Genomic DNA, 14,249 nt, shown 5'->3' with positions numbered 1-14,249 from the left:
GGCATCATCCACTCGACTTTCTGAAAGTCGGGGTGACTCAGGGCCGCCGACACCGCGACTTCCGGAAAGGCGAGTCGACCTTGCCGAGTCTGCGCGGCAGTGGAGCTGGCCGTTACCCTGGCCCGCGCGTTCCGGGTCCGGGCGGTGGTCGACGACGGCAGTCTCCACCCCGACAGGTGGCGGCTGGTCCGCACCGATGGCAGCAGTGGTCTGGTGCTCACGGACGAGGACGCCGCGGCCGACGGCAGTCTACGGATCGTGCACGCCCTCGAACCGATCGGCGGCGAGCCCGACCTGACCGTGGTGCGACCGTCGGACGGGGCCGACGACTGACGACCGGCAAGCGCCACCGGACGACATCGGCCCCGCGGGCGGCCTGTCATCGACGCACAAGGGTGTCACGGCCGGATCGGGGATCTCCAGACGCGCTACGCGTCCTCGTCGTCGCCCCGGTTACCGCGGCGTCGACGCACCGTGCCGGCGGCCAACAGGGTGACGACCGCGGCGGTCAGTTGGAGTGCGGCACCCAGCAGATCGACCAGGCTGGAGATGGCGTCAGCGTGCGGCACAAGATCCATGAACGGCCTCCGGGTTCGTGCCCACCGTCCGCTTCCTGCGGAAGGCCCTCCCCCGGGCCCGAGCGGTCAGCCGCCTGAGCACCACTGCCATTGTGGCACTCCCGCCCCACCGAAAAACAGCCTGCGACCAATCGACTGACGTCATACGTTACAACTTGACGAACGGCATGTTATCGCTCACAGTCGATGTCGAGGCGAACGGCGTTCGCGGCTCGCGGGAGAGCCCTCGCTGGTCGGCCTCGGCGTCACAGGCGTCCGGCCGGGCATCCGGGCGTCGCATCAGGACTCGACAGTGGCCGCCGACGCGCGGCGGACGACGCGCGTCCGCACCTCGTGCCGCCGCCGAGTTCCCCGACCCCGTACAAGCCGAGTTCCCCGACCCCGTACAAGAGGAAGCGCCGATGAGATCAAGGATCGCACTGCTGGCCGCCGCGCTCGCGACGGCCCTGGCGACGATGACGGCCGTGGTCACGGCCGCCACCCCGGCGTCGGCCGCGACGCTCACCCAGGTGACGAACTTCGGCACCAACCCGACGAACCTCCAGATGCACCTGTACGTGCCGGACCGGGTCGCGGCCCAGCCGGCCCTCCTGCTCGCGTTGCACTACTGCACCGGCAGTGGCCCGGCCGTGCACTCCGGGTTCGGGCTCAGCACCCTCGCCGACCGCTACGGCTTCATCGTGATCTACCCATCGGTGAGCCGCAGCAGCAAGTGTTGGGATGTCTCCTCCCCACAGGCGCTGCGGCGCGACGGCGGCAGTGACCCGATCGGCCTCAAGTCCATGGTCGACTACGTTCGGGGCCGCTACCCGGTCGATTCGAACCGGATCGCCGTGGGTGGTTTCTCCTCCGGGGCCATGATGACGAACGTCATGGTCGGCCTCTACCCGGACCTGTTCAGTGCCGGGTTCAGCTCGTCCGGGGTTCCGTTCGGCTGCTTCGCCACCACCAACGGCGCCGAGTGGAACAGCGAGTGCTCCGGCGGGCGCATCGTCCGGACCCCCCAGCAGTGGGGTGATCTGGTGCGCAACGCCTACCCCGGCTACACCGGCAAACGTCCCCGGGTCCAGATCTGGCACGGCACCACGGACACCACGCTGAGCTACGTCAACTTCGGCGAGCAGATCAAGCAGTGGACCAACGTCCAGGGCGTGTCCCAGACCCCCAGCTACACCGACTCCCCGCAGGCCAGCGCCACCCGTACCCGCTACGGGGGCAGCGGTGGCACGGCGCCCGTCGAGGCCATCAGTTTCCAGGGGTACGGCCACTCCATCCCGTTCGACGCCGCGCAGGCCATCCGGTTCCTCGGCTTCGACACCACGAGCCCCACCACGCCGCCGCCGAACCCGACCACCCCGCCACCGAGCGGCACGGCCGGGCCGCTGCGCAACGCCAACGCCGGTCGTTGCCTGGACGTCCCGTCGCGGTCGCAGACCAACGGCACCCAGGTCGCCTTGTGGGACTGCAACGGCGGCACCAACCAGCAGTGGACGCCGACCGCCGCCAAACAACTCCAGGTGTACGGCACGAAGTGCCTGGACGCCGAGCGCCAGGGCACCACGGCGGGCACCCGGGCCATCATCTGGGACTGCACCGGCGGCACCAACCAGCAGTGGAACGTCAACAGCGACGGCACAATCACCGGCGTGCAGTCCGGCCTGTGCCTCGCGCCGAACGCCGCCGGCACCGCCAACAGCACCCCGGTCGTTCTCGCGACCTGCAACGGTGCGAGCAGCCAGCGGTGGACCCGGAGCTGAGTCCGCACCGGTAGCGGTCGGCTTGCGTCACGCGTGTCCCGGCTCGGGGCGCGCCTGATCGGCACAGACCGGCGTGATCGACTCGGCTTTCATGGTCTCGGGGTGTCCCCTGCACCTGGACACCGCGATTTCCGTGCACCCGAGTCGATCACGCCGGCATGCGGTCGCCGGGTCAGGTCGGCGTTCGACGAAAGCCAGTCCAATGCGCTTGCGCTGCCGAAACCGCACGGTCGAGCGCTGACCGTGAGAACGGTGCCTTCCTGAAGACCGCGCTGGATCTCGGGACCCGGCGCACCTCGGCCGCCGCCCGCCGGCAGACGGCAGACGGCAGACGGCGGACGACGGACGACGGACGACGGACGACGGACGACGATGCCCTGCGGGTCGGCTGAGCGAGGCGTCACGAGCCCGAGGTCGCCGGCCGCCTCGGTGGTGCGGCACTGTCGCGGACGATGAGTTCGGTGGCGAGCTCGACGCGAGGGCTCTCGGTCCTCTCCCCACCGGCGAGGCGCAACACGGTCCGTGCGGCCAGCATGCCCATCTCGGCGAGTGGTTGACGCACGGTGGTCAGCGGCGGAGAGCACCAGCGGACCTCCGGCAGGTCGTCGAAGCCGACCACGCTGATGTCGTCGGGCACCCGCAGGCCACGTTTGCGGACCGCCTCGTAGACGCCGAGTGCCATCTGGTCGCTGGAGGCGAAGATAGCGGTGGGCGGGTCGGGTAGGGCCAGGAGCTGGGTGCCCGCGCTGAAGCCGGCCTCGTGGTAGAAGTTGCCGGGGCGGATGAGGCTGTCGTCGAGGGGGATGTCGGCGGCGCCGAGCGCGGCCCGGTAGCCGTCCATCCGGGCCCGGCTGCACATCAGGTGCGGTGGGCCGGCGATGAAGCCGATGCGGCGGTGCCCGAGGCTGATGAGGTACTGGTTGGCGCTCAGGCTGCCCGCCCAGTTGGTGGCGCCGATGGTGGGTGACTCCTGCGGGTCGACGCCGGCGGGGTCGATGATGACCACCGGCAGGTGCAGTCGGCGCAGTTCGGCCTGCAACGGCGGGTTCACCATCGAGGTCACGAAGATGACGCCCTCGGTCGAGCGGGTGCGCATGTTGTCGAGCCACTGCTTGGCCGAGGAGATGCGCCAGTGGATGGCCGAGACGACGGTGCCGACGCCGCTGGTCTGGCCGACGTCCTCCACCCCACGGATGATCTCCACGGCCCACGGGCTGTCCAGGTCGTTGAAGACCAGGTCGATAAGCGCGGCGTCGGTGCGCCGGGCCGGTGTCCGGCGGCGGTAGCCGTGTCGGTTGAGTAGCGCCTCGACCCGTTCCCGGGTGTCCGGGGCGACGTCGGAGCGTCCGTTGATGACCCGGGAGACCGTGGGCACGGAGACACCGGCCAGTCGCGCGATCATCGCGATGGTGACGTTTCGGCCGGTCTCCGCGCCCACGGTCGCTCCTTCGTCTGCCTGAGGCTTCAGGTCTGCTCGCGGTGGTGCGGTGTCATCCCTTGACGCTGCCGGTGAGGCCGCCGATGAGCTGTCGTTCGGCCACGGCGTAGAAGCCGAGGGCCGGGATCATGGACAGCACGACGTAGGCGAGCACCCGTGCGGTGTCGTCGGCGTACTGGCCCTGGAATGCCTGGACCCCGACGGGGAGCGTCCACCAGCTCTGGTCGCTGAAGACGACGAGCGGCAGCATGAAGTTGTTCCAGCTGGTGACGATCGCCAGCACCGAGACGGTGGCCAGGGCGGGACGGGCCATCGGCAGCAGGACCCGCCAGAAGAACCCGAAGGAGCTGCAACCGTCCAGGACGGCGGCCTCCTCCACCTCGGCCGGGATGGTGCGGAAGAACTGGCGCAGGATGATGATGGTGATCGGCAGCCCGAAGGCGGCCTGGGGCAGGATGACGCCGAGTGGGTTGTCCAGCAGACCCATGGCGCGCAGCAGGACGAACAGCGGCAGGATGGCCACCGCGAACGGGAACATCAGACCGATCGCGAAGAGGGTCACCAGGAACTCGCGGCCCCGGAACGCGTAGCGTGCGAAGACGAACGCGGCCATCGCCGCCGCGCCGACGACGATGACGGTGCTGCTGACGGCGATCAGCACACTGTTGCCGAGCTGCCGCCAGAACACGCTCTCACTGAGGATCTCGACGTAGTTCCACACCCAGGGATCGGGCCAGCCCAGCGGGTTGCTGGAGAGCTGGCCGTTGTCCTTGAAACCGCCGAGCACGCCGAAGTACACCGGCACGACGATAAGCGCGCCGACGGCGATGCAGACGAGGTGCAGCACGACGCTGCGGGTCCGCTGGGCGCGACTCGTCGTGGCGGTCATCGCTGGCCTCCCTGGGTGGTGACCGCGCCGGCGGTGTCGCGACGCAGCACGATGCGTTGGTAGAACAGGGCGAAGACGAGGCTCAGCAGGAACATCACGATGCTGATGGCGCTCGCGTAGCCGACCTCGAAACGTTTGAAGCCGAACTGGTACATCGTCACGGCCAGGGTTTCCGAGGAGTGGATCGGCCCACCACCGGTGAGCACCCAGACCATGTCGAACAACTGGACGGTGCCGATGACGGACAGGAAGATGCTGATCCGGATCGTCGGGCCGAGCAGGGGCAGGGTGACATGCCGGAAGGCCTGCCAGGCGCTGGCGCCGTCGGTGACCGCGGCCTCGGAGAGTTCCTTCGGGATGCCCTGCCGGGCGGCCAGGAAGAGCATCATGTAGAGGCCGAAGTACTTCCAGGACACCACGAGGAAGACGGCGTACAGCACGGTGTCCGGGTCGGCGAAGACGGTGCCCGCGTCGGCGCCCAGCCACTTGGCGACGCCCTCGCCCAACCCTCGGTTCGGTGAGAAGACCAGGGTGAACAGGACGGCCGTGGTGACCTCGGAGAGCACGTACGGGGCGAAGAAGATCAGCCGGTAGACGGCCCGCCCGCGCAGTGGCTGGTTGAGCAGCATGGCCAGGGCCAGCGCGGCCGGCAGCTGCACGACCAGGGACAGCACCACCAGCACGAGGCCGCGCCACAGGTCGCCGCGGAAGGTCGGGTCGCTGAAGGCGCGGGTGTAGTTGTCCAGCCCGATGAAGTTCTCGGGCAGCCCGAAGCCGTTCCACTTGTAGAGGCTGGCGTAGCCGGCCACCACGATGGGGGCGAGGACGAGGAGCACGAACAGCGCCAGGGCAGGCGCCAGGAACACGGCGAGGACGCCGCCCCGGCCCGGCCGGGGCTGGCGGCCACGCTTGCGCGCGGTGCCCGGCCCCGGTGCCGGCGGATCGGTCGCCGAGTCGCCGCGCCTCGTGTCCGACACGGTCGATGGCCTGGTCATGCCTGCTCCACTCGGGTTCTACGGCCGGCTACGGATGGATGACGGGTCACGATCAGACGGTCTTTGCCACCTGCGTGATGTCCTTGACGATCGCCGCCGGGGACTTCTTGCCGGCGATGATCTCCGCGACGCTGTCGTTGATCTGCTGCCCGAGTGCGGGCGCGTACGCCTGGTCGAGGTAGAGCTGGAAGCCGGTGTTCTTGGCCAGGGTCTCCGCGACGACCTTGTTGTTGGGGTCGCTGATCGCCGAGGTGGCGTCCTTCACCGTGGGCAGTACCGCGCCGGTCTGCGCGGACTTTTTCTGGTTGTCGACGCTGAGCAGGAACTTCAGGAAGTCGACGGTGGACGCGGGGGCGTCCTTGCCGATGGCGAAACCGTTGCCGCCGCCGAAGACCTCGGTCGCGGCGCCCTTTCCGCCCTCCACGGCGGGGAACGGGAAGAAGCCGAGCTTGTCGCCGAGGCCCTTCTTGCTGGTGGAGCTGGACGCCTGCACCGCCGGCGCCCACTGCCCCATCAGCTCCATGCCGGCGTTGCCGTTGCCCATGGTGGCGGCCTGCCCGTCGGGCGAGCCGAACTCCGCGCCGAGGAAGCCCTTCTGGAAGGGTTGCAGGTCGACGAGTTCCTTCAGCCGCTCACCCGCGGCGACCAGGTCGGGGGTGTCGAAGTTCTTGCTGTCCACGGCCTTCTGCAGCGCGTCGACACCACCGATGCGCATGGCGAGGTAGGACCAGTAGAAGTGGGCCGGCCACTTGTCCTTGCCAGCGAGGGCGACCGGGGTGATGCCGGCGGCCTTGAGCTTGCGGACCGCGTCGAGCAGGGCGGTCCAGGTGGCCGGCGACTCGGTGATGCCGGCGCGGGTGAAGAGATCCTTGTTGTACCAGAACCCGACCATGCCGATGTCGAACGGGATGCCGTAAATCTTGCCGTCGATCGTGTACGGCCCCATGGCGGCCGGCAGGATGCCGGCGACCAGGTCCTTCACGTCGTCGGTGAGGTCCTTGACCAGGCCCGCGTCGACCTGCTGCTTGAGCACGCCACCGCCCCAGGACTGGAAGAGGTCCGGCGGGTCGCCCGCCTGGGTGGCGGTGGTGAGCTTGGCCTTGAACGCCTCGTTCTCCAGGGGCTGGATGTCGATGGTGACGTTCGAGTGCGCGGTCTTGTACTCGTTGGCCAGCGCCGCCCAGACCGGGAGCATCGGCTCGGTGTTCTGGATGTGCCACCAGTTGATGGTCTGGGGCGCGTTCGGGTCGCTGGACTTGTCGTCACCGCTACAGGCGCTCAACAGGTATGCGCCGGCGCCGGCACCGGCAAGGCCGAGCAGCGTTCGGCGGGAAAGGTGCGCTGTCATGATCCATCCCTTCGGGGACTCACGGGGGTGCTCGGACGCCGGTCGAGCCGGCAGGAGGAACATGGATCTCCGGAACTTTCAATGCTTCGCCGGTATTACCGGTCGATGGCCGGCACGCTACGAGCTGTTGCCGCGACGGTCAAGACCTCTGTCCTATTGCGAAAAGACCGGCTAGCGTAGTCAGGACTTCCAGTGATCCTGGACCGCAAGTTTCCGGAAGTTCCAGACAGTCCCCCAGAGGAGTTCTCGTGTCGACCGACATCGCTGACGTGGTGACCGCTGCCCGGTCGATCCGCAATCCCGTCCTCGCCGGCTTCCATCCGGATCCGTCGATCCTGCGCGTCGATGACGACTACTACCTGGCCACCTCGACCTTCGAGTGGTATCCGGGTGTGCGTGTGCACCATTCGCGTGATCTCGTGAACTGGCGCACGCTGGGCGGGATCATCACCGACCGCCGCCTGCTCGACCTGCGCGGCTGCGGCGACTCCAACGGCGTGTGGGCGCCCGACCTGACGTACCACGACGGTCAGTTCCACCTCGTCTACAGCGACGTGGCCAGCTTCGCCAGCGGCTACTGGGATCCACAGAACTTCCTGGTCACCGCCGAGGACATCGCCGGCCCCTGGTCAGATCCGGTGAAGCTGCACGGGCGCGGTTTCGACGCCGCCCTGTTCCACGACGACGACGGCACCACCTGGCTGCTGAGCATGAGCGCCGACTGGCGACCCGGCCGGGACCGCTTCGGCGGCATCGAGATCCAACAGTACGACCGGGCCGCGCGTCGGCTGGTCGGCAGCCCCCGCATCCTGTTCACCGGCTCGCCGGCCGGGCTCACCGAGGGGCCGCACCTGTACCGCCACGACGGTTGGTACTGGCTCATCACCGCCGAGGGCGGCACCAGCTGGGAGCACCAGGTCACCGTTGCGCGGTCCCGGGAGCTGTTCGGGCCGTACGAGGTCGACCCGGACGGCCCGCTGCTCAGCTCCCTCGGCCGACCCGACCTGCGGTTGCAGAAGGCCGGGCACGGCAGCCTGGTGCGCACCCAGGGCGGCGAGTGGTATTTGGCCCACCTGGTGGCTCGCCCCTACTCCCCGCTGGGCAGTTGCGTGCTGGGCCGGGAGACCGCGATCCAGCGGGTCGAGTGGCCGTCGGACGGCTGGCCCCGCATCTCCGGAGGGGTGCCGGCGGACGAGGTCGTCGCACCGGACCTGCCCCCGCACCCGTGGCCGGCGGAGCCGGACACCGACCACTTCGACGCCCCCGAGCTGGGTCTGTGCTGGTCGACGCTGCGCCGGCCGGCCACCGACGACTGGATCGACCTGCGGTCCCGGCCGTCGCACCTGCGCGTGCACGGCGGGCAGTCACCTGTCGGTCGGCAGGCCCCCAGCCTGGTCGCGCGACGCGTCGAGGCGACGCACTGCTCCCTGGAGACGGTGGTGGAGTTCGACCCGGTCGACCACCGTCAGCTCGCCGGGATCACCGCGTACTACAACACCCTCAACTGGCATCACCTCTACCTGACCCGCGCCGACGACGGGCGGACGGTACTGGAGCTGCTCAGCTCCGACAACGGGCGGCGTACCCCGTACCCCGAGCTGACCGTCGATGCCAGCGGGGTCGCGCCGGTGGGTCTGCGGGTGGTGTTCGACGGGCCGGTGGTGCGCTTCGAGTACGACCTCGGCGCGGGTTGGCAGCGGCTGCCGGTGGACCTGGACGCGACGATCCTGTCCGACGAGCACGCGGCGCTGATCATCGACGGGGAGCCGGCGGCGTGGGGCTTCACCGGGGCGTTCGTCGGCCTGTGGGTGCAGGATCTGGGCGGCGACGGCGTGTACGCGGACTTCGACCGGGCCACCTACCGGGAGCACTGACATGCGGACGCCGCCCGGCGGGTGCCGTCCGGTCACCTCGGCGCGCTCGTCAGCTCGTCCAGGTGCCGGAGTGCCCGCCGCGCGGCGTCCGGCCCGGCGGGCAGCAGCGGCAGCCGTACGGCGGCCGTCGGGATGCGGCCCTGCGCGTGGAGGACCGACTTGATCACTGTCGGGTTGGGTTCGGCGAACAGCGCCGCGGACAGGCCCGCGAGCTGATGGCCGAGCGCCCGCGCACGGACGACGTCACCCGCGTGCCAGTGCGTGACCAACCGGACGAAGTCCGCGGCGGCGACCTGGGCCGAGGCCGCGATGGCACCGTGCGCGCCGAGGGCGAGCAGCGGCGAGATGAGCGGGTCCTCGCCACCGAGCACGGCGAAGCCGGGCCGGATGTCGGCGAGGAAGTCGACGGTGTCGCCGTCGATCCCCCCGGTGGCGTACTTGATGCCGATGACGCCGGGCAGGTCGGCGAGCTGCCGAAGGTCGTCCGGGCTGAGTTGCTGCCCCGTGCGGTACGGGACGTGGTAGACGACAAGCGGCACCGGGCTGGCCTGGGCGAGGTGGGCGAAGTGGGCGAGCACTCCCGCGCCGCCCGGCCGCAGGAACGGGGGCACCAGGCTGAGCGCCGCTGTCACCTCGGGCCGTTCGGACAGGGCGCGCAACGCCTCGACGCTGTTGGCGCCGACGAGCAGGTGCGCGCGGCGCGCACGGCATATCGCGGACAGGGCGTCGAGCACCGAGCCGCGCTCGTCGTCGCTGAGGGCGGCCGGCTCCCCCGTGGTGCCGAGAGCGACCACGCCGGCCGCGCCGGCGTCCAGGGCATCGGTCGCGAGGGTCGTCAGCGCGTCGATGGCGACGCGTCCCGCCGGGTCGAACGGCGTGATCAGCGGGACGTACAGGCCGGTCAGAGTCATGCCTCCCACTCTCGGCCGAGCGAACAGGAAGGTCCAGTTCCGATTGCTCAACCAATACGTAAGCTGAGCTGATGCTTGATGTTCGTCGCCTGATCCTGCTGCGGGATCTGGCCCGCCTCGGCACCATCGCCGCGGTCGCCCAGGCACACTCCTACACGCCGTCTGCCGTCTCGCAGCAACTGGCCGTCCTCCAGCGGGAGGCGGGCACCCGGTTGCTGGAGCGCACCGGCCGGCGGGTTGGTCTCACGTCGACCGCCGACGCGCTCGTGCGGCACACCGAGGTCATCCTCGCCGCGCTGGAGGCCGCCGACGCGACCCTGGCGGCCGCCCGAACCGGGGTGCGCGCAAGCGTACGTATCGGCGCCTTTCCCAGCGCCGTCCGCACCCTGCTCCCCGCGGCCCTGGTCAGCCTGGCCCGCGACCATCCCGCGCTCGACCTGATGATCACCGAGCTGGACCCGGTCGGCATGCCGACCGCCCTGCGGAACCGACGCCTCGACGTCGCGCTGCTGCATGACTACGACATCGCGCCGGTCCCACCCGATCCGGCACTGGACTCGATCGCGCTGCTGGAGGAGACCGTCTTCCTCGCCGTGCCCGGCAACGCCGAGTACGCCCGCCCCGACCCGATCAGTGCGGCACGCGACGCGCAGTGGATCGTCGGCAGCCCCGGCACGCTCTGCCACTCGGTGGCCCTGCACGCCTGCCGGATGGCGGGCTTCGCTCCGGCGGTGCGGCACCACGCCGACGACTTCGCCGCCATGCTCGCGCTTGTCGCCGCCGGTCAGGGCGTCGCCCTCATTCCACAGCTCGCCGTCACGCAGCCCTCGCCGCAGGTCCGGCTCCTGCCGCTGGCCATGCGCCGGCGCACCCGCGTCGCCTACCGCCGGGGTGCGGGCGGCCACCCGGCGGTGGTCGCGTGCGTCGCCGCGCTCCGCAGCGCCACCTCCGCCTTCCTCGGTCGATCCCCCGTCTTTCGCGATTGACGGTTGATCGACGTACCGCTATTTGTTAATAATGTTTCCTGATGCTCGCGGTGCCCGCCGGGGCCGATCGCCGCGCCGGGCACCGACCGGCCGGCGGCACGCCGCCCCTTCCCCGAGGAACACCATGGTGCGCAAGAGAACAGCCGCCTACGTCATGGGCACACTGCTGACCGGCGTCGCGGCGATCGGCTACGGCCTGCCGTCGGCCAGCGCCGCGACCGCCGGCCCGATCACCGGCCTCGGCGGCAAGTGCGTCGACGTCGCCGGGGCCGATACGGCGAACGGCACGCCGATCCAGCTCTACGACTGCAACGGCAGCGCGGCCCAGACGTGGACGGTCGGCAACACCGACACCTCGATCCGCGCGCTCGGCAAGTGCCTGGACGTCACCGCCGCGTCGACCGCCAACGGCGCCAAGGTGCAGCTCTACGACTGCAACAACACCGGCGCGCAGAAGTGGACGGCCAGCAACGGCGCCCTGGTCAACACCGCATCGGGCAAGTGCCTCGACGTGACCGACCGGAGCACCGCCAACGGCGCCCGGTTGCAGATCTGGACCTGCGGGGGCACCACCAACCAGCGGTGGACGCTGCCCGGCGGGGGCACACCCAGCCCGACGCCGACCGCCACCGTCCCGGCCGGCACCAACCTCGACGACCCGGCGAAGAAGGACGTCGCCATGCAACTCGTCTCGGCCGCGGAGAACTCCTCGCTCGACTGGCGCGCGCAGTTCTCCTACATCGAGGACATCGGCGACGGTCGCGGCTACACCGCCGGCATCATCGGCTTCTGCTCCGGCACCGGTGACATGCTCGAACTGGTCGAGGCGTACACGCGCACCAAGCCGGGCAACGTGCTGGCCGGCTACCTGCCGGCGCTGCGCGCCGTCAACGGCACCTCCTCGCACGCGGGCCTGGACCCCAACTTCCCCCGCGACTGGCGGGCCGCGGCCACCGACACCGTGTTCCGCGCCGCGCAGGAGGCCGAGCGGGACCGGGTCTACTTCAACCCGTCGGTACGCGACGGCAAGAACGACCAGGTGCGGGCACTCGGTCAGTTCGCCTACTACGACGCGGCGGTCATGCACGGGTACGAGGGCATGCGCCAGATCCGCAACCGCGCCCTCGCCCGCGCGAAGCCCCCGGCGCAGGGCGGCGACGAGCGGACCTGGCTCAACGCGTTCCTCGACGAGCGGGTCATCGAGATGAAGAAGGAGGAGGCCCACTCGGACACGTCCCGCGTCGACACCGCCCAGCGGGTGTTCCTCAACAACGGCAACTTCACCCTGAACACGCCGCTGGTGTTCGCCGTCTACGGCGAACAGTTCCGCATCGGCTAGCCAGCCGGCACCGGGGCGGTGGCGGGTGCCGGGCACACATCGTTGTCCGGGCCCGCCGCCGTCGCCGTGCGCTGACACACTGACCGCCATGACTGACTGGTTCACGCGGACCGAAGTGGAGACCGACGTCAGCCGGATCTCGGAGCCGCACGTCAACGAACTCCTGTCGGCGAACCTCTGGTGGCTGCGCGGCGACGACCGGGACATCGTGGTCGACGCCGGGCTCGGTGTCGTCGCCCTGCGGGAGGCGATCCCGGCCATGTTCGAGCGTGCTCCGATGGTCCTGCTCACCCACGCGCACCTGGATCATGTCGGTGGCGCAGCCGAGTTCACGGACCGGGCCGCCCATCCCGCCGAGGCGGGGCTCCTGGCGGCGGGCGTACCGGCGAGCCTGTACGGCGCGGAACTCTACGACAAACTCGGCATCGACGCGGCGGGACAAGCCGTCCCGGAGCTGATGATCGACAAGTTGCCCGGTCCCGACTACGACCCGGCCACCTACCGCGTCGAACCCATCACCCTGCACCGCCTGCTCGACGATGGCGACCGCGTCGACCTGGGCGGGCGGACACTGACCGTGCTGCACCTTCCCGGCCACACACCGGGCAGCATCGCACTGCTGGACGAGGTCAGCGGGGCCCTGTATTCCGGCGACGTCGTCTACGAGGGCTATCTGATCGACGACCTGCCGAACTCCGACGTGGCCGCCTACCGACGAAGCATGGAGTTCCTCGCCGACCTCGACGTGTCCGTCGTGCATCCCGGCCACGGGTCCAGCTTCGACCGGACACGCCTTCGCCAGTTGGCCGAGGCGTACCTGCGCAGGAGCGCCTAGGGCGAGTCGCGGACCGGCCCGGGGGCGTTCACCGGCGCGGTGACCCGCGCCGGTGAACCCTACTCCGCGGCGCGCTCCGGCGCGGCGACCAGCGAATTCAGCTCTCGACCCAGCCGTGCGACCGGGCGTGGTCGACCAGAGCCTGCCGGATCGAGGAGACCTGGGCCGCGGTCAGCGTCGGCACCCGCTCGATCAGCATCTCGGTCACCTCGTAGGTGAACTCGCGCGGTGACAGGACGTCGCACATCCCGTCGTCGTCACCGGTCTGGCCGGTACGCGTCGGCGTGGCGTCCGGAACCCGTTCCGGACGGGGGACCGCGACCGGATCGACGACCCGCAGGGACGCCACCTTCAGACCACGGTCCCCGGCCTCCACCTCGTACTCGACACGCATGCCGGGATGCACGAGATGCCGCAGCTCACCGAAATCGTTGGCGTGGACGAAGATGTCCTCCCCGCCCTTCGACGGCGCGATGAAGCCGTAGCCACGCGTCTCGTCGAACCTGATGACCTTACCTGCCGCCCACACAGACACCACCCACTCCACCAACTCAACAACACTGTCCACACATTGCCCGCCAACGGTAGCGGATTCCACCGCCCGATGGGGGGACGGCGGCCGGTCCACCGGCAATCGGCGCAACCGGCACCGGCAGAACTGCTCACACCCGCCCCGGGCAGGCAATCGTGACCCGATCGGAGGTGCCGGATGTATGGACGGCCACTGGTGTGCCCGACACCGTGGCTGGCATCCTGTTCGCACCATCGCCGGGCAGGTGTGGGAGGTCGTCGTGTCGATCGAGGGTCGAGCGGAGAAGCCGAAACTTCCGCCGCGCTGGTTCATCCGGACGGCCTGGTCCCTGCACCGGGGTCTCTATCGGGTCTTCCGCGGCCGAGTCGGGCTCTGGCGGCCCCGCCCGGACCGTTGGGGAACGTTACGGCTGACCACCACGGGTCGCCGCACCGGCCAGGAGCGCGGTGTCATCGTCGCGTATCTGGAGGATGGGCCGAACCTGTTCACGTTGGCGATGAACGGCTGGGGCGAGGGTGAGCCCGCCTGGTGGCTCAACCTACAGGCACATCCGGACGCGACAGTCGACCTGGTGGACGGGCAGCGGCAGATCCGTGGGCGCGCCGCCACCGGCGACGAACGGGCACGCCTGTGGGCCCGCTGGCGCGAGATCGACACGAAGCTGGACGCCTTCGCGGCGCTGCGTCCGTCCGAAACCGCCGTGGTGGTTCTCGAGCCCCGCTCCGGTGCCGAGGGCGTTGCCGGCCACCGGCAGCCCGACGCCTGAC

The 14,249-nt window shown here is 70.0% G+C and carries 14 protein-coding genes; 7 read left to right on the top strand and 7 right to left on the bottom strand.

Annotation, left to right across the window (positions count from 1 at the left end):
• Positions 1-99: 99 nt before the first annotated feature.
• Positions 100-333 (top strand): hypothetical protein, encoded by a 234-nt coding sequence (locus ACGFIW_RS25925; protein WP_393320686.1) that lies wholly within the window; start codon positions 100-102, stop codon positions 331-333.
• Between the two features lie 95 nt (positions 334-428).
• Here ACGFIW_RS25925 and ACGFIW_RS25920 read toward each other — a convergent pair whose 3' ends face one another.
• On the bottom strand, positions 429-578 hold the full coding sequence (locus ACGFIW_RS25920; RefSeq protein ID WP_393320683.1) for a hypothetical protein: 150 nt from the start codon (positions 576-578) through the stop codon (positions 429-431).
• A 401-nt stretch (positions 579-979) separates the two neighbouring features.
• On the opposite strand from ACGFIW_RS25920, the gene ACGFIW_RS25915 reads away from it, so the two are divergent.
• A complete protein-coding gene (locus tag ACGFIW_RS25915) occupies positions 980-2,335 on the top strand; it encodes a PHB depolymerase family esterase (RefSeq protein WP_393320680.1) in 1,356 nt (451 codons plus the stop codon).
• Between the two features lie 400 nt (positions 2,336-2,735).
• Here ACGFIW_RS25915 and ACGFIW_RS25910 read toward each other — a convergent pair whose 3' ends face one another.
• From ACGFIW_RS25910 to ACGFIW_RS25895, 4 genes are read right to left on the bottom strand one after another with little or no spacing between them, the layout of a single operon-like run.
• Positions 2,736-3,773 (bottom strand): LacI family DNA-binding transcriptional regulator, encoded by a 1,038-nt coding sequence (locus ACGFIW_RS25910; protein WP_393320677.1) that lies wholly within the window; start codon positions 3,771-3,773, stop codon positions 2,736-2,738.
• A 52-nt stretch (positions 3,774-3,825) separates the two neighbouring features.
• Positions 3,826-4,662 (bottom strand): carbohydrate ABC transporter permease, encoded by an 837-nt coding sequence (locus ACGFIW_RS25905; RefSeq protein ID WP_393320674.1) that lies wholly within the window; start codon positions 4,660-4,662, stop codon positions 3,826-3,828.
• Positions 4,659-5,657: a carbohydrate ABC transporter permease gene (locus ACGFIW_RS25900; protein ID WP_393320671.1), complete on the bottom strand. Its 999-nt coding sequence runs from the start codon at positions 5,655-5,657 to the stop codon at positions 4,659-4,661. The genes ACGFIW_RS25905 and ACGFIW_RS25900 overlap by 4 nt, the downstream gene beginning before the upstream one ends.
• Before the next feature lie 52 nt (positions 5,658-5,709).
• A complete protein-coding gene (locus ACGFIW_RS25895; protein WP_393320668.1) occupies positions 5,710-7,005 on the bottom strand; it encodes an extracellular solute-binding protein in 1,296 nt (431 codons plus the stop codon).
• A gap of 248 nt (positions 7,006-7,253) precedes the next feature.
• Here ACGFIW_RS25895 and ACGFIW_RS25890 point away from each other — a divergent pair, with 248 nt between their 5' ends.
• Positions 7,254-8,879 (top strand): glycoside hydrolase family 43 protein, encoded by a 1,626-nt coding sequence (locus ACGFIW_RS25890; RefSeq protein ID WP_393320665.1) that lies wholly within the window; start codon positions 7,254-7,256, stop codon positions 8,877-8,879.
• 32 nt (positions 8,880-8,911) lie between these two features.
• On the opposite strand, the gene ACGFIW_RS25885 is transcribed toward ACGFIW_RS25890, so the two are convergent.
• On the bottom strand, positions 8,912-9,790 hold the full coding sequence (locus tag ACGFIW_RS25885; RefSeq protein WP_393320663.1) for a dihydrodipicolinate synthase family protein: 879 nt from the start codon (positions 9,788-9,790) through the stop codon (positions 8,912-8,914).
• A gap of 71 nt (positions 9,791-9,861) precedes the next feature.
• On the opposite strand from ACGFIW_RS25885, the gene ACGFIW_RS25880 reads away from it, so the two are divergent.
• The 3 genes from ACGFIW_RS25880 to ACGFIW_RS25870 all read left to right on the top strand — a co-directional run bounded on the left by ACGFIW_RS25880 (position 9,862) and on the right by ACGFIW_RS25870 (position 12,950).
• A complete protein-coding gene (locus ACGFIW_RS25880) occupies positions 9,862-10,776 on the top strand; it encodes a LysR family transcriptional regulator (RefSeq protein ID WP_393320660.1) in 915 nt (304 codons plus the stop codon).
• A gap of 127 nt (positions 10,777-10,903) precedes the next feature.
• Entirely contained in the window at positions 10,904-12,115 is a 1,212-nt protein-coding gene (locus ACGFIW_RS25875; protein ID WP_393320658.1) for a chitosanase, read from the top strand.
• Between the two features lie 88 nt (positions 12,116-12,203).
• Positions 12,204-12,950: an MBL fold metallo-hydrolase gene (locus ACGFIW_RS25870; protein ID WP_393320655.1), complete on the top strand. Its 747-nt coding sequence runs from the start codon at positions 12,204-12,206 to the stop codon at positions 12,948-12,950.
• A 97-nt stretch (positions 12,951-13,047) separates the two neighbouring features.
• On the opposite strand, the gene ACGFIW_RS25865 is transcribed toward ACGFIW_RS25870, so the two are convergent.
• Entirely contained in the window at positions 13,048-13,518 is a 471-nt protein-coding gene (locus ACGFIW_RS25865) for a cold-shock protein (RefSeq protein WP_393320652.1), read from the bottom strand.
• Between the two features lie 145 nt (positions 13,519-13,663).
• On the opposite strand from ACGFIW_RS25865, the gene ACGFIW_RS25860 reads away from it, so the two are divergent.
• Positions 13,664-14,248, top strand: a complete 585-nt coding sequence (locus tag ACGFIW_RS25860; protein ID WP_393320649.1) for a nitroreductase/quinone reductase family protein — start codon at positions 13,664-13,666, stop codon at positions 14,246-14,248.
• Position 14,249 lies beyond the last annotated feature (1 nt).

This window comes from Micromonospora sp. NPDC048935 (genome assembly GCF_043197875.1).
GTDB lineage: Bacteria > Actinomycetota > Actinomycetes > Mycobacteriales > Micromonosporaceae > Micromonospora.
The sequence above is the reverse complement of the archived record's forward strand: the minus strand, read 5'-3'. Positions and strand labels throughout refer to the sequence as shown.

Excerpts from the sequence above, each read along its gene's own strand:
- ACGFIW_RS25870 (WP_393320655.1), top strand. The coding sequence starts at position 12,204 with ATGACTGACTGGTTCACGCGGACCGAAGTGGAGACCGACGTCAGCCGG.
- ACGFIW_RS25885 (WP_393320663.1), bottom strand. The coding sequence starts at position 9,790 with ATGACTCTGACCGGCCTGTACGTCCCGCTGATCACGCCGTTCGACCCG.
- ACGFIW_RS25915 (WP_393320680.1), top strand. The coding sequence starts at position 980 with ATGAGATCAAGGATCGCACTGCTGGCCGCCGCGCTCGCGACGGCCCTG.
- ACGFIW_RS25860 (WP_393320649.1), top strand. The coding sequence starts at position 13,664 with ATGGACGGCCACTGGTGTGCCCGACACCGTGGCTGGCATCCTGTTCGC.
- ACGFIW_RS25900 (WP_393320671.1), bottom strand. The coding sequence starts at position 5,657 with ATGACCAGGCCATCGACCGTGTCGGACACGAGGCGCGGCGACTCGGCG.
- ACGFIW_RS25905 (WP_393320674.1), bottom strand. The coding sequence starts at position 4,662 with ATGACCGCCACGACGAGTCGCGCCCAGCGGACCCGCAGCGTCGTGCTG.
- ACGFIW_RS25880 (WP_393320660.1), top strand. The coding sequence starts at position 9,862 with ATGCTTGATGTTCGTCGCCTGATCCTGCTGCGGGATCTGGCCCGCCTC.
- ACGFIW_RS25895 (WP_393320668.1), bottom strand. The coding sequence starts at position 7,005 with ATGACAGCGCACCTTTCCCGCCGAACGCTGCTCGGCCTTGCCGGTGCC.
- ACGFIW_RS25920 (WP_393320683.1), bottom strand. The coding sequence starts at position 578 with ATGGATCTTGTGCCGCACGCTGACGCCATCTCCAGCCTGGTCGATCTG.